Origin of the sequence: Synechococcus sp. KORDI-52, from assembly GCF_000737595.1 — a bacterium.
Taxonomy (GTDB): Bacteria; Cyanobacteriota; Cyanobacteriia; order PCC-6307; family Cyanobiaceae; genus Parasynechococcus.
Genome location: NZ_CP006271.1, coordinates 445,715 through 459,872 on the forward strand (window position 1 = coordinate 445,715; position 14,158 = coordinate 459,872).

13 protein-coding genes are annotated in these 14,158 nt (G+C 59.1%); 4 read left to right on the forward strand and 9 right to left on the reverse strand.

Annotation, left to right across the window (positions count from 1 at the left end; all coding sequences use genetic code 11):
• Window positions 1–4: 4 nt before the first annotated feature.
• From KR52_RS02295 to KR52_RS02305, 3 genes are read left to right on the forward strand one after another with little or no spacing between them, the layout of a single operon-like run.
• Complete coding sequence (locus KR52_RS02295; RefSeq protein ID WP_038551937.1) at window positions 5–1,870, forward strand: GspE/PulE family protein; 1,866 nt, start codon at window positions 5–7, stop codon at window positions 1,868–1,870.
• Between the two features lie 10 nt (window positions 1,871–1,880).
• A complete protein-coding gene (locus KR52_RS02300; RefSeq protein WP_038551940.1) occupies window positions 1,881–2,957 on the forward strand; it encodes a type IV pilus twitching motility protein PilT in 1,077 nt (358 codons plus the stop codon).
• Window positions 2,958–2,989: 32 nt separating this feature from the next.
• Window positions 2,990–4,246, forward strand: coding sequence for a type II secretion system F family protein (locus KR52_RS02305; protein WP_038551943.1), 1,257 nt, complete (start codon window positions 2,990–2,992; stop codon window positions 4,244–4,246).
• On the opposite strand, the gene KR52_RS02310 is transcribed toward KR52_RS02305, so the two are convergent.
• Both KR52_RS02310 and msrB read right to left on the reverse strand, forming a co-directional pair.
• Entirely contained in the window at window positions 4,230–5,489 is a 1,260-nt protein-coding gene (locus tag KR52_RS02310; protein ID WP_038551947.1) for an NAD(P)/FAD-dependent oxidoreductase, read from the reverse strand. The two genes, KR52_RS02305 and KR52_RS02310, sit on opposite strands and share 17 nt — an antisense overlap.
• Window positions 5,461–5,964, reverse strand: a complete 504-nt coding sequence (gene msrB / locus KR52_RS02315; RefSeq protein WP_038551950.1) for a peptide-methionine (R)-S-oxide reductase MsrB — start codon at window positions 5,962–5,964, stop codon at window positions 5,461–5,463. Before msrB ends, KR52_RS02310 begins: the two co-directional genes overlap by 29 nt.
• 40 nt (window positions 5,965–6,004) lie before the next feature.
• On the opposite strand from msrB, the gene dusA reads away from it, so the two are divergent.
• Entirely contained in the window at window positions 6,005–7,000 is a 996-nt protein-coding gene (gene dusA, locus KR52_RS02320) for a tRNA dihydrouridine(20/20a) synthase DusA (protein ID WP_038551954.1), read from the forward strand.
• A gap of 13 nt (window positions 7,001–7,013) precedes the next feature.
• Here dusA and KR52_RS02325 read toward each other — a convergent pair whose 3' ends face one another.
• From KR52_RS02325 to KR52_RS02355, 7 genes are all read right to left on the reverse strand, one after another.
• The gene (locus KR52_RS02325) at window positions 7,014–7,517 is read right to left on the reverse strand and encodes an RNA-binding protein (protein ID WP_038551957.1); all 504 of its coding nucleotides are present in this window, start codon (window positions 7,515–7,517) and stop codon (window positions 7,014–7,016) included.
• Between the two features lie 126 nt (window positions 7,518–7,643).
• Entirely contained in the window at window positions 7,644–9,062 is a 1,419-nt protein-coding gene (gene argH, locus KR52_RS02330; protein ID WP_038551960.1) for an argininosuccinate lyase, read from the reverse strand.
• Between the two features lie 28 nt (window positions 9,063–9,090).
• Window positions 9,091–10,503, reverse strand: coding sequence for a PP2C family protein-serine/threonine phosphatase (locus KR52_RS02335; RefSeq protein ID WP_038556742.1), 1,413 nt, complete (start codon window positions 10,501–10,503; stop codon window positions 9,091–9,093).
• Window positions 10,504–10,538: 35 nt separating this feature from the next.
• Window positions 10,539–12,071 (reverse strand): signal recognition particle-docking protein FtsY, encoded by a 1,533-nt coding sequence (gene ftsY / locus KR52_RS02340; RefSeq protein WP_038551963.1) that lies wholly within the window; start codon window positions 12,069–12,071, stop codon window positions 10,539–10,541.
• Window positions 12,071–12,706, reverse strand: coding sequence for a transcription antitermination factor NusB (gene nusB, locus KR52_RS02345; RefSeq protein WP_038551965.1), 636 nt, complete (start codon window positions 12,704–12,706; stop codon window positions 12,071–12,073). Before nusB ends, ftsY begins: the two co-directional genes overlap by 1 nt.
• A 3-nt stretch (window positions 12,707–12,709) precedes the next feature.
• A complete protein-coding gene (locus KR52_RS02350) occupies window positions 12,710–13,444 on the reverse strand; it encodes a DUF502 domain-containing protein (RefSeq protein ID WP_038551968.1) in 735 nt (244 codons plus the stop codon).
• A 50-nt stretch (window positions 13,445–13,494) separates the two neighbouring features.
• The gene (locus tag KR52_RS02355) at window positions 13,495–14,142 is read right to left on the reverse strand and encodes an HpsJ family protein (protein WP_038551971.1); all 648 of its coding nucleotides are present in this window, start codon (window positions 14,140–14,142) and stop codon (window positions 13,495–13,497) included.
• Window positions 14,143–14,158 lie beyond the last annotated feature (16 nt).

Genomic DNA, 14,158 nt, shown 5'->3' on the forward strand with positions numbered 1-14,158 from the left:
ACCCATGACCCTGACGCTGCCAACGCCTGATGCCGACGACACGGCGCGGCAACGTTTTGCCCTTGAACTGCTGCTGCAACAGCCTGTGCCGGGGCCGGAACAGCTGCTTAACAGTCGACACCTGCTGCAAGACGCCCTTCAGGACGTGCGTCCAGATCAATGGCGGATGCTCCAGGCCATGCCGATCTCGATTGGTGCTGATCACCTCGACATCGCCGTCCCCAGTCAGTGGCGCAATCAGGAATGGCAACGCCTGATTGATCAACTGCCGGAACAACAACGCACGATCCGACTTCATCCAGCAATCGAAGCGGATCTCCAGCAGGTTTTGCACACCGAAGCCACAAAAGCTGACGAGCCCAAAACAGATCAAACCACGCAATCATCAAGCGATTCCATCAGCTCTCCTTTAGAAGACGTTGACGAACCTGAAACCACATTTCAGCCATTCTCCGAATCCTTCCTACAGGATTTCAGTCCTTTTGAAGCACTTGGAGAAACTGTTGAAGATGCTCAACTGACTCAGGACGCCATTGACCTGGAGACCAGTCTCAAGGATGCAGAAGCATCTCCGGTGGTGATGCTGGTGGACCGAATTCTGCTGCAAGCGATGTCCGTCAATGCAAGCGATATCCACGTGGAACCTCAACAAAAAGGGCTGCGTCTGCGATTTCGTCAGGACGGCGTACTCCAGCAGTACATCGAACCACTGCCGAGTCGTCTTGTTCCGGCAGTGACATCTCGATTCAAGATTCTTGCGGACTTAGACATCGCTGAGCGTCGTCAAGCCCAAGACGGCCGTATTCGACGCAGGTTCCGCGACAGGGTGATTGACTTCCGCGTCAACACGCTCCCCAGTCGCTTTGGTGAGAAAGTCTGTTTGCGACTGCTTGACAGTGGCGCGACCCAATTGGGCCTGGACAAATTGGTCAGCGAAGCCGAAGCCTTGTCGCTCGTCAGGGATCTGGGTTCGAAACCCTTCGGAATGATTTTGGTCACCGGGCCGACGGGCTCAGGCAAATCCACCACCCTTTACTCCTTGCTTGCCGAACGCAACGACCCCGGCGTCAATATCTCCACAGTGGAAGACCCGATTGAATACACCCTTCCCGGCATCACCCAATGCCAGGTCAATCGGGACAAGGGCTTCGACTTTCCAACAGCACTAAGGGCCTTCATGCGCCAGGACCCTGACGTTCTTCTGGTGGGAGAAACCCGTGACCTGGAAACCGCGAAAACGGCCATCGAGGCAGCCCTCACAGGTCATCTGGTGCTCAGCACCCTGCACGCCAATGATGCGCCCAGCACCATTGCCCGCCTCGACGAAATGGGCGTGGAGCCGTTCATGGTGGCGGCATCTCTCATCGGAATCATTTCCCAACGGCTGGTACGCAGGGTCTGCTCCCACTGCCGCGAGCCCTACAAGCCGGATGAACGGGAACTGGGCCGCTTCGGTCTGATGGCAAGTCGGGAGGCGGATATCACGTTCTACCGAGCGCATCGCGCGCGCCAAGACGAATCAGTGTGCACCCATTGCCAAGGAAGTGGTTACAAAGGTCGTGTCGGCATCTACGAGGTGCTGCGGATCACCGATGAGATATCTGCAGCCATTTCCAAGCGAGCCAGCACCGATGAAATCCGACAGCTCGCACTGCAATCGGGAATGATGACGCTCCTGGGATACAGCCTGGAACTCGTGCGTCAAGGCGAAACGACCCTCGAAGAAGTGGGGCGCATGGTCTTAACAGATTCCGGACTGGAGTCCGAGCGCAGAGCGCGTTCCCTTAGCACAATGACCTGTAAAGGGTGCGGAGCCGGTCTCCATGAGACCTGGCTTGAGTGTCCTTACTGCCTGACGCCACGACACTGAGGAGCCGGTCATGGACCTGATGATCGAAGACCTGATGGAACAACTGGTGAAGGGTGGCGGAAGCGATCTGCATCTGGCAACCGGACACGCACCCTACGGCCGCTTCAGCGGGGAACTGAAACCGATGCTTGAGAAGAAGCTCGATCCGGAGACGTGCAACAAATTAATCTTCTCTTTGTTGAACAACAGCCAACGAAAAACTCTTGAACAGACCTGGGAGCTGGACTGCGCCTATGGACTCAAAGGAGTAGCACGTTTCCGCATCAATGTGTATCGCCAGAGAGGAACTTATGCAGCATGCTTGCGCGCCCTGGGCAACAATATACCGACGATTCAACAACTTAATCTACCAGAAGTTGCCATTAAGATCAGCAACAAACCGCGTGGACTGGTTCTGATCACAGGACCGACAGGCTCAGGCAAGACAACAACATTAGCAGCACTGATTAATCACATCAATCACACCCGCAATGAACACATTCTAACCATTGAAGACCCAATCGAATTTACATACAGAAACGAGAAAAATCTGATTCACCAACGCCAGGTCAACGACGACACCCGCAGTTTCGCCAATGCATTGCGAGCTGCTTTACGGGAGGATCCAGATGTCATTCTCGTGGGGGAAATGCGGGATCTGGAAACGATTCAATTGGCCGTCAGCGCTGCCGAGACGGGACACCTCGTCTTCGGAACCTTGCACACCAGCTCAGCCGCCCAGACTGTAGATCGAATGGTTGATGCCTTTCCACCGGACCAACAGTCGCAGATCCGGGTGCAGCTCTCCGGCAGTTTGACAGCTGTCTTCTCCCAAACCCTCTGCAAACGTCAGAACCCAAGGGAGGACCAGTTCGGTCGTGTGATGGCGCAGGAAATCATGATCAACACGCCTGCCACCGCCAATCTGATTCGGGAAGGAAAAACAGCACAACTGTATTCATGCATTCAGACGGGCGCAGAGCAGGGCATGCAGACACTGGAGAGAGCCTTGGCCAACTTGGTGTTGAGCGGAGATGTGTCCGATGCCGAGGCCGTCGCCAAGGCCAGCAAACCGGAAGAATTGCAAAGGCTTCTGACAGTTTCTTAAGCCAAGGCCGGCGCTAAGAGTTAAAAACAACCATGGCTGATTTCCTAGCGACCTATCCCAGTCCCGCAGGACAGGTGCGAACGGTAACCATCAAGGCAGCCAACCTTACGGAAGCCAGAAAACTGCTACGCAGGCGGGGCATTCGGGCTGAAAACCTTCGTCCAGTCGCCCCTGGAAACACCAAGAACGCCACAACGGATCGATCTGCAAAACGTGGTTTCGGTGCAATTGAGATCAAACTTTTTGAGAGAGCACCGGGCGTCAAAGAAAAGGCGGTTTTTGCCAACAAACTGGCGGCTCTGATCAATGCAGGCGTCCCGATCGTGCGCAGCCTGGATCTGATGGCGAGGCAGCAAAAACTGCCTATGTTCAAACGCGCACTCAACAAAGTGAGCCTCGACGTCAATGAGGGTATTGCGTTGGGGACAGCCCTGCGTCAGTGGCCAAAAGTTTTTGACAATCTAAGCGTTGCCATGGTGGAAGCCGGAGAAGCCGGTGGCGTTCTGGATGAGACCCTTGGACGGTTAGCCAAACTGCTCGAGGACAATGCCAAACTTAAAAATCAAATCAAAGGAGCACTTGCCTACCCAGTAATTGTGCTTGTCATTGCCATCCTTGTTTTTTTTGGGATGACCATTTTTTTGATCCCTGTTTTTGCTGAAATCTTCGAAGATTTGGGGGCTGAGCTACCAGTTTTTACACAAATTCTCATTGATTTAAGTTCACTTTTGCGAAGCAGCTTTTCGCTATACGCGATAGCAATAATTATATTATCGTTATGGATGCTAAAACGCTTTTACGCGACTCACAAAGGCAGACGAGCAGTTGATCTGCTGATCTTAAAAATGCCACTCTTCGGCGATTTAATTTTGTTAGCAGCAACAGCTCAATACTGCCGGATCTTCAGTTCCTTAACCAGAGCTGGGGTACCCATCCTTCTTTCCATGGAGATCTCGAGCGAAACTGCAGGCAATTCAATCATCTCCGATGCCATTGATGCATCCAGAGAGATGGTTCAAGAAGGTGTACTCCTAAGTGATGCTCTCATTCGCCAAAAAGTTCTACCAGACATGGCCCTAGAGATGCTAGCGATTGGCGAAGAATCAGGGGAAATGGACAAAATGCTCGGCAAAGTCGCTGACTTCTACGAAGACGAGGTAAGCACCACAACAAAAGCCCTGACATCGCTACTCGAGCCAATCATGATTGTGCTCGTTGGCGGCATTGTGGGGTCAATTCTGGTGGCGATGTACCTGCCGATGTTCAGCGTGTTTAGTGAGATCTCTTGAAGATTGCTGCGACGGCACGACCTGCTGACCAACCGCCGCTCCAGCAAGCCTGGAAGTTGAAACCGCCGGTCACCCCATCCACATCCAACAGTTCACCGGCCAGGTAAAGACCGGGACATTGGCGGCTCTCCATTGTGGCCAGGTTGACCTCCCCCAAAGCGACACCACCAGCGGTGACGAACTCCTCCCCGAACGGCCCCCGTCCCTGGATCGACAAACTCTGCCCGCAGAGCAGCTCCACCAATTGACGCTCCGCCTTCGCCGGCAGGTCCGCCCAACGGCGCTCAGCCTCAACTCCGGCCATGGTCAAGAAGGCTTGCCACAACCGCCGTGGCAAATGCTCGCAGGGGTTGGCCGCTGAAAGGGTTCGCCGCGCCTGCTCCCGCCGCCATTGATGCAGCCGCTGCTCCATCCCTTGACGGCCCTGGCCTGCACTCCAATCCACTTTCAGCTCACCCTGGTAACGGCTCTGATGCAAGGCCCTGGCCGCAAAGGCCGAGAGGCGCAGCGTGGCCGGACCACTCAGACCGCGGTGGGTGATCAGCACCCGCCCGGTCTGGCGAAAACGCTGGTTGCCCAGCTTCAGATCCAAGCCCACATCATCGACGGCGATGCCACTGCAGTCCGTCAGGGCCGGAGCCTGCAGCGTGAGGCTGAACAGCGACGGCACAGGCGGCACCACCCGATGACCCAGGGATTGCGCCAGTTTCCTGCCACTGGGATGTCCCCCCGTGGCCAGCATCACGCAGCGCCCATGCAAAGGCCCCAGACCGCGGCCCTCGAGCACAAACCCCCCCTCGGGGTGAACTCGCACCTGCTGGACCATGGCCTTAGTGCGCAGCTGGACACCCGATGCCTTTGCCGCCTTCTGCAGGCACTGAATCACAGCCTCAGAACGGTTCTGCTGCGGAAACATCCGTCCATCGGGTTCCTCCACCAGCGTGAGCCCATGCTCGTCAAACCAGGCGATCGCATCGCCGCAGGCGAAGCGACTGAAGGGCCCCCGCAAGGGTCGACTGCCGCGGGGGTAATGGGTGGCCAGTTCACGAGGGTCCCAGCAGGCATGGGTCACATTGCAGCGACCGCCACCGCTGATGCGCACCTTCTGGAGAGGCTCGGGGGTCCCTTCCAGCAGCAGCACCTGCCGAACCCCCTGCTCGGCTGCGGTGATCGCCGCCATATACCCAGCAGGACCACCGCCAACAACGATCAAATCAAGCGGGCTGGAAGCGGAGGGCGACACCGTTGTTGCAGTAGCGCTTGCCGGTGGGTCGCGGTCCGTCATTGAACACGTGGCCCTGGTGCCCACCACAACGACTGCAGTGGTATTCCGTACGCGGCAGGATCAGTTTGAAATCTACTTTCGTGGCGATGGCCCCATCCAGGGGCTGCCAGAAGCTGGGCCAGCCGGTGCCGCTGTCGAACTTGGCCTCCGACGAAAACAACGGCGCATCACAGCCTGCGCAGTGGTACGTACCTGAACGCTTCTCAGCATTGAGCGGACTGGTGAACGGGCGTTCGGTCCCCTCATTACGCAACACGTCATAGGCCTGGGAAGACAACCGCTCACGCCACTGGTCGGCATTGAGATCCCATGAGGGATCACCAGCTTTCGACGCCGCCACCACAGCCTGAGGTCTCCAAAGACTTCCAAAAACCCCTGCCATGGCCGCCAAAAGCAGCGATCGTCGGGACAGAACAGCGGCACTCAGGCTCATTGATGCTGACGCAGGTATCACGGCCGGTTCTAATGGATTGATGACCGCTGCAGGATCCACCGCTGCCTACCGCTTCAGTGTGGCTCCGATGCTGGATTGCACCGACCGCCATTTCCGAGTGCTAATGCGGCAGATCAGCCGCAGGGCCCTGCTCTACAGCGAAATGGTGGTAGCCCAGGCGCTGCATCACAGCAAGCGACGCAGCAAACTCCTGGATTTCGATCCTGTAGAACATCCCATCGCCCTGCAGGTGGGGGGGGACGATCCAGCCCTGCTGGCCGAGGCGGCACGACTGGCGCAGGACTGGGGCTACGACGAGATCAACCTCAATGTGGGGTGCCCGAGCCAGAAGGTTCAAGCCGGCAATTTCGGAGCCTGCCTTATGGCAGAGCCAGATCTGGTCGCCCGCTGCGTGGAAGCCATGGCGGACGCAGGGGGACTCCCCGTGACCGTGAAGCATCGAATCGGCATTGACGATCTCGACAGCGATGCGCTGCTGACGAACTTCGTGGATCGGTTAGCACTGGCGGGGGCCAGCCGCTTCTCGGTTCATGCCCGTAAGGCCTGGCTGGAGGGCCTGGATCCCAAGCAGAACAGGACAATTCCTCCGCTGCAGCACGAGCGCGTGGTGGCCCTCAAACAGCGCCGGCCCGATCTGGTGATTGAACTCAACGGAGGGCTGGAATCCCCTGAAGACTGCCTTCAGGCGCTGGAGGGGTGCGATGGCGCCATGGTGGGGCGGGCGGCCTACAACCATCCCTTGCGCTGGACCAGCGTCGATGCCTTGATTTTCGGGGAGGAATCACGCCAGATTCTGGCTTCAGACGTGGTGGACGGGCTGCTTCCCCATGCGGCCGCTCATCTGGAGCGAGGGGGACGGCTGTGGGAGCTCTGCCGTCACCTGGTGCAACTCGTGGAAGGCGTTCGCGGTGCGCGTCACTGGCGCCGGGAGCTGGGGGAGAAAGCCCAGCGCCCAGGGGCCGACCTGAAAGTCTTGGTCCAAGCCGGGCAGCAGCTCAAGGACGCAGGACTCTGATCAACGGCTGAGGTCAGCCCTCAGCTCCGCCGTAACCGGAGTAGTCATCGCCACCACCACTGGACGATCCACGGCGACGACGGCTGCGCCCTTCGTCGTAGGCGTTTCCCTCACCAGCATTATCGCGGGCGCCGTAGCTGCGGTCTTCCCAGCCCCGTGCACCGGAGGGACGATCACCACCGCCGCCGTAGCCGCCACCGCGATAACCACCGCCACCGCCGTAGCCACCACCGCCGCCACCGCCATAACCGCCGCCGCCACGGCGGGGGGCACTACCACGGGGCTCCGCTTTATTGATCCGCAGAGGACGGCCCATCAGTTCTGCACCCTGCAGCCCCTCAATCGCTGCCTCTTCGATGGACTCATCGGCCATCTCAATGAAGGCAAAACCTCGCTTGCGGCCTGTGTCCCGCTCGAGGGGCAGCGCGCAATTGGTCACTTCACCGAACTGGGCAAACAGTTCGATCACATCTTCCTGCTCAGCGCGGAAGGGGAGGTTGCCGACAAAAATGCTCACGTTTTGCGTGGACCGGGTACGAAACAGTGGACCGATGAGGCCTTGAACATTGCCATCGGGCCATGACTCCGGAACGAAGTGACATACCTCTGGCTGATCAAGCGTAGACCCGTTTATGGGTGAGAGTCATCCCATGGGTTGGGTTCCGTTGAAACGCTGTAACCAGCGCTGAAGCTGTTCATCAACACGCTCAAATCCTGTCCCCCCTTCACTGCGACGGGCAGCCACAACGGCGCGGGGAGCCAGGGCATCATGCAGATCCGCCTCAAAGGCCGGATGGAGTTCCTTCCAGGCACTCAGATCAAGGTCCCGCAACAGACAACCCTGCTCAAGGGAGCGACGGACGACGGCCCCCACCAATTGATAAGCCTCACGAAATGGAACGCCACGAGACACCAGATAGTCGGCCACATCCGTTGCATTGGAGAAGTCCTGCTCCACCGCTTCATTGAGGCGCTCCACTCTGAAATCAAGGCCTTCCTCAAACAAAATCGCCATCGCCTCAACACAATCACGCGTTGTACGGAAGGCATCAAACAGCGCCTCCTTGTCTTCCTGAAAATCCTTGTTGTAAGCCAGCGGAAGACCCTTGATCATGGTCAGCAAGCCTTGAAGATGTCCAAAGACCCGCCCGGTCTTTCCCCGAACAAGCTCGGGCACATCGGGATTCTTCTTCTGAGGCATCAGGCTGCTGCCCGTGGCACAGCGGTCGCTGAGACGCACAAACCCAAATTCCTCGGACGCCCAGGCGATCACCTCTTCTGCAAGACGGCTGAGGTGCACCATCACCAGGGACGCGGCAGCGGAGAACTCAACGCAGAAATCACGATCGCTGACCGCATCGAGGCTGTTGGCGTAAACCGCTGAGAAACCCAGCTCCTTCGCGGTGTGCTGGCGATCAATCGGTACAGGTGTGCCCGCCAGGGCAGCAGCGCCGAGCGGGGAGATGTTCACGCGTTTCCGCACATCCTGAAGACGCTCCCGGTCGCGCTCCAGCATCTCGACATAGGCGAGGAGGTGATGGGCGAGACAGAGCGGTTGGGCCCGCTGCAGGTGGGTGTACCCAGGAATCATGGTGCGGCGATGGCGATCGGCCTGGGTCAGCAGCGCCCCCTGCAACCGCTGCAGATCGTGATCCAGGCCATCAAGCCGCCGCCGCAGCCAGAGGCGTAGGTCAGTCCCAACCTGATCATTACGGCTACGTCCGGTGTGGAGCTTCTTGCCGACGGGACCGAGCAAGGCAATCAGCCGGCGTTCCACGGCGAAATGAACATCCTCATCGGCCAAACCTGGCTCGAAACTGCCGGATGCCGCCTCAGCACGAATCGTCTCCAGGCCCTCCACCAACTGCTCAGCCTCCGCCTCCGTGATCACTCCCACGCTGGCGAGCATCCGGGCATGGGCGATCGACCCATCGAGATCCTCCTGAAGAAGGGTCAAGTCAAAACCGATGGAAGCGTTGAACTCCTCGATGAAGGGATGCAGACCCTGCTCAAAACGATCGCTCCAGGTGCCTGCAGCACCACCGGTCACCCCAGCAGCCATCAATTCATCCGTCGATTTCCTCAGCTTGTCAGGCGGTTGACCGTCCCTGCACACTCGGCAACGTGACCGCTTCTGGAACTTTCAGCACCACAAGGGACGCATCGTCCTCCAGCTGACGATCCGGACCCACAAACCGATCCAAACGTTCAAACAGGCTTTCAAGAATTCCCTGCGCCCCCTGACCACTGCGACATACCGTTTCAAGGGCACGAATCAGCCGTGCCTCATCGAAACGGTCGCCGGTGATCCCGGGTGCCTCGGTCACGCCATCCGTGTAATAGAGCAACACATCTCCGGGTTCAAGACGAACCTCGCCAAGGGCAAACTCAGCCTCAGGTTGGAGACCGATCAGAAGCCCGGCGGCATCGAGCCGCATAACCACCCGACGTTCGGCACGCCAAAGTAGGGGCGGGTTATGGGCCGCGTTGGCATAGCGCAGCCGCAGCGTGCGTGGATCCAGATCGGAATAAAACAGCGTCACAAACCGGTGGGACTGCGCGAGGTCCTCCTGAGCCAGCTGGTTGAGGTCATGAAGAATTCGGTCAGGTGGCAGCCCGCTGAGAACCTCCGCGCGCAGCATCCCTCTCAGCATCGTCATCAGCAGACCGGCGGGAACGCCTTTGCCCATGACATCCCCCATCACCAACGCCCAGCGACCACGCTCACGGCGTCGGCCAATCAGTTCCGGACGGGTGGGAATGAAGTCGTAGTAGTCACCGCCCACCTGAAAGGCGGGCCGGCACCGCGCGGCCAGCTCGACGCCTTCGATCACCGGGCAGCGATCCGGCAACAACTGGGCCTGAATTTCCGCGCCGATGCTGAGTTGACGGTCGACCCGCTCATGACGGCGTGCATCCTGCAGCATCTGATCGTTTTCGATCGCGACACCAGCCAGATCCGCCACCAACTGGACATGCCGACGATGCACCTCAGTCCAGGCGACCGAACCGTTGCGGGCATAGACATAAAGACGACCCCGCGACCGACCGCGGGCCGTCACAGACGTGGACAACAGAGCCACTTTGGGAAGGCAGCGTTGAACCAGACGATCAAGCGCCAACAGCTGCTGGTCGTCGCTACCAAAACCTGCAGCAGAGCCGGGTTCAAAGGCGGCTAAACGCCGCAGCACCTCCTGGGACGGATCAACCGGACTCCCCTGCAGCTGGTCACGCCAGAGGCGACCATCCACCTGAAACGGAACCAGCAAAGCGCCCTCAACCGCCACCAGACGCGCGGCCACGACAGGCACAAGCTCGAGAAAGCGCTGGAGGTTCGTGAAGCTGCGGAGGGCAAACCCCAGGGAGACCAGCAAATCCTGGTTGCGACGCTGTTCGCTGCTGAGGCTGTCAAACAGCTGACGCAGTGAGGCCATCGCCTGTGGCGAGGGAGCCCCAATCCGCGGCTGAGGGCTGGGGTGACGTCCGGGCGGCTTGCTGCTCAACATCGCACCGCCAGGATTCGAAAGTTAGCAACGCTTCAGCGTCCAGCCAGCAGAGCCTCAACGAATTCAAAACTGTTGAAGGGGCGCAGATCACGGATGCCTTCACCAGCACCGATGAAACGAATCGGCAATCCGGCCTCGGATGACACCGCCAGGGCGACGCCACCACGGGCTGTGCCGTCGAGTTTGGTGATCACGACACCGGTAAGGCCGGCCGCCTGGGCAAAGGCCATGGCCTGGCGAAGCCCGTTCTGACCCTGGCTTGCATCCAGAACCAGCAGCGATTCGACCTTCGCCTCCGGCGCCAAGCGATCGATGATCTTCCTGACTTTCTGGAGTTCTTCCATCAGGTTGTGCTTGGTCTGCAACCGTCCAGCGGTGTCCACCAGCAGCAGATCAGACTTGCGCGAGCGCGCGGCACCAATGGCGTCGAAAACAACGGCAGCGGGATCGGCATTGCTGCTGGGATTGGACACCACTGGAACATCACTGCGCTCTCCCCAGACCTCAACCTGCTGAACAGCTGCAGCCCGGAAGGTATCTGCTGCCGCAATCAGCGCCGAGTAGCCACTGCGCACAGCCAAGTTGGCAAGTTTGCCAAGGGTGGTGGTCTTACCAACTCCATTCACCCCCACCATCAACCAGATGTTGAGCCGATCCCGCTCCGGCGCCAGGAGAGGAACACCACTGGCCTGGATCGGGGCATCCAGCAGGCCACGCAATTGTTCCTTGAGGAAGCGAATCCCTTCCGCAGGGTCAACCACCTCCTGGTTCATCCTCTGCCGCAAGGCATCTAGCACCTGATCAGTGGCCTGGACGCCAGCGTCAGCCCTCAGCAACAAAGTTTCGAGTTCATCAAGAACCTCGGGCGTCAGCGGGTCATCCCCAAGGTTCTCGAGAAGACCGGTGACGAAGCCCTGACGGGTCTTTTCAAGGCCGCGACGAAGCCGGCCCAACCAATCGATTTCTTCGAGGGAAATCTGATCGGCACGACGCCCCTGTGCCGCAAGAACCTCGGCGGACCAGGTGAAATCCTGATCAAAGTCACCGAGCTGCGGCTCGTCCGAATCGACGGCTGGCGCAGGGGTGGGAGCCGGCGTGGGTGCAGGGGGAGCCTCACGAGCCCTGTCATCGAGATCCTGCTGACGCTGCTGGCGCTGTGCTGCGGCCTGCTCCAGCAAGGAGAGCCCTGTGGCTGGTTCCGGGGACGGCGTCGGTGGCTGCGTCGGTAGCGGGGACGGCGTCGGTGTGGCTGCCGGTGCTGGTATGGCTGCCGGAGATGGTTCCGGACTGGGAGCAGGGGTGGGCGCGGGGGGCGCTTCGGCAACAGAGGCCGCGGCCTGTTGTTGAGCCTTCAGCCGGGCATAGGCCTCACGAGCCCAAACCAGAGCTTCATCCTCTTCCTCACTGGCTGCAGAAGCTGGAGTCGGCTCCGGCGATGGTGAAACGGGAACATCAGTCCCACCAGCCGTCGGTTCCGGCGTCGGTTCCGGTGGGGGCGCAGGGGAGAGAGTCGGCTCCGGTTTCGGAGACTCCTCGGCCTGTCGTTGAAACCAGTTGAACACCATCAGGCCGATGTCTTGGATTGAGCGGTGTGGAAGCGACGTAACACGCCGTTGATCATCCTGCGTCCCTGCTCATCGCTATAACGATGAGCCAGTTCAACCGCCTCGTTGAACGCCACAGGCGCTGGTGTTCGCAGGCTTTCAAGGTCCACCACAGCCAATCGGAGGATGTCGCGGTCGATGCGCGGAAGTCGAGTCAGTCTCCAACCCTCCATCACCTGATCCAGCCGCGTGTCGATCCCCTCGCGCTGGGTGATCACCTTCTGAACCCTCTCCATGGCACCACGGCGGATCTGTTCTTGATCCCCGAGCAACAACAGACGAGGCAGCTCAAGGCTTGCGGACAATCCGTTCAGCACCTGTTCAGCGGACGTCAAGGACGAACGCAGGTGGGTGCGAACGGTGTCGTGGGTTGCTGTATCGCCCTGCTGCAATTCACTGTCCAACAAGGACTGCTGCGCCTGCTCAAGCTCTGCAGCACTGGCATCAAGTGATTCACGCCAGTGTTGGGTGAGGGTGTCGAGGGCCTGATCAAGGATGGAATCAAGAGCCAGATCAGTCACTGGGACTGACTTCTGTTCCGGCACCTGACCGAGCACCAGCAGAGCCAGCTCGCGTGAAAGGGATCGTGTCGCCATGACTCAGCTCGAAGGAGATGCAGAAGCCCGCAACTGGGCCATGAGGCTTGAAAAACTTCGATTCACGGGTGCTTCCCGATCATCGGGGTTGACGATGCCAGCCGAAATAATGGTTCGGAAGGCTTCTTCAACACTGATCTCAAGCTCCCGGACGGAGCGCGCAGGAACAAGGGTGTACCAACCGGTGGTTGGATTCGGAGCAGTGGGAATGAACACACTCAACAAGGGCTCCTTCAGATCGGACTGAAGGGACGGACCGACCTCACCGGTCACAAAACCGACGCTGAACAATCCTTCCCGGGGGTACTCAACAAGAACAACGCGACGGAACCGGGTGGAGTTATCGCGGAAGAAGGTCTCAAGCAGCTGTTTGAGTGTCTTGTAAACCGATCCAGCCAGAGGGATCCTGCTCAGGGTTCCTTCCCCGAATTCCAACAGCCAGCGGCCCACAATGTTTCTGGCCATCAGCCCGATCAGGAGGATGCCCATCAGAGGCACCGTGAGACCGAGGGCAAGATTGATCAGGTCCTGAAGAAGCGGATTCAGGGTGATGAAGGGATTGAACTGCTTCGGGATCGACGTCAGAAACGCCAGAACAAAGCGACTGACAATCGTTGACAACCAAATTGTGGTAGCCAGTGGGATGACCACCAGCAACCCAGCAATCAGGTCATTCTTCAGATCCTGCCGAAGCCTTGCGGACAAAGGAAGATCAGGTTTGGGATTGGACTGGACCAAGGAGCTACTGCGCCCAGCTTTGGTTGAGGTTTGACCAACCTAACCAGCGGTCAGAGCACTGCCGTGAAAGCAAGCAGGACAAAAGCAACAGCAAGCACCACGGCAGTGATGGTTCCTCCGATGAACCGCTGCTGGGATTCACGGGCCTGACCGGCCTCAACGGTCTTGAGCTGGGCCTCCATCTGAGCGATCTGATCGTCCACCATCCTTTCGGCAGCGCGCAGCTTGTCTTCATCCGTGGCATCCGCAGCCAGTTGACCGGCCTGGGCCAGCTGCTCGCCGAGGGAGCTCACCTGCGCTTCATCAGCGCGGAAGGCTCGAGCATCCTTCAGAGCTTCTCGGCCCTGTTCAAGATTGCGCAGACGGGCAGCATCACCCGCACCCCCATCCATGGACATGGGCACGGCAACCACCATGCCAAGGGCCAACACGGATGAAAGAACAGCGATCAGCAGACGCAGAGGACTGCGCTGCTGCTGAGGGTGATCCAACCGTGACCCAATCAGGCATATCAGCAAGCCGGCAAAACCCAGAGGCGCCAGAGCCACCAGAGGGCCGGTGACCTGCGGGCGGGATGCATCAGCAGTCCAGTCAACGCCGACAAGAACCGCCACCATCTGCAGCACCAGAACCACAACAAGGGTCAAACCGAGCCACCGCAGCAGAGGTGCGAGTCGTCCTGTCTCGGTGCCAGTCACGAAGAAGATGCTGAAC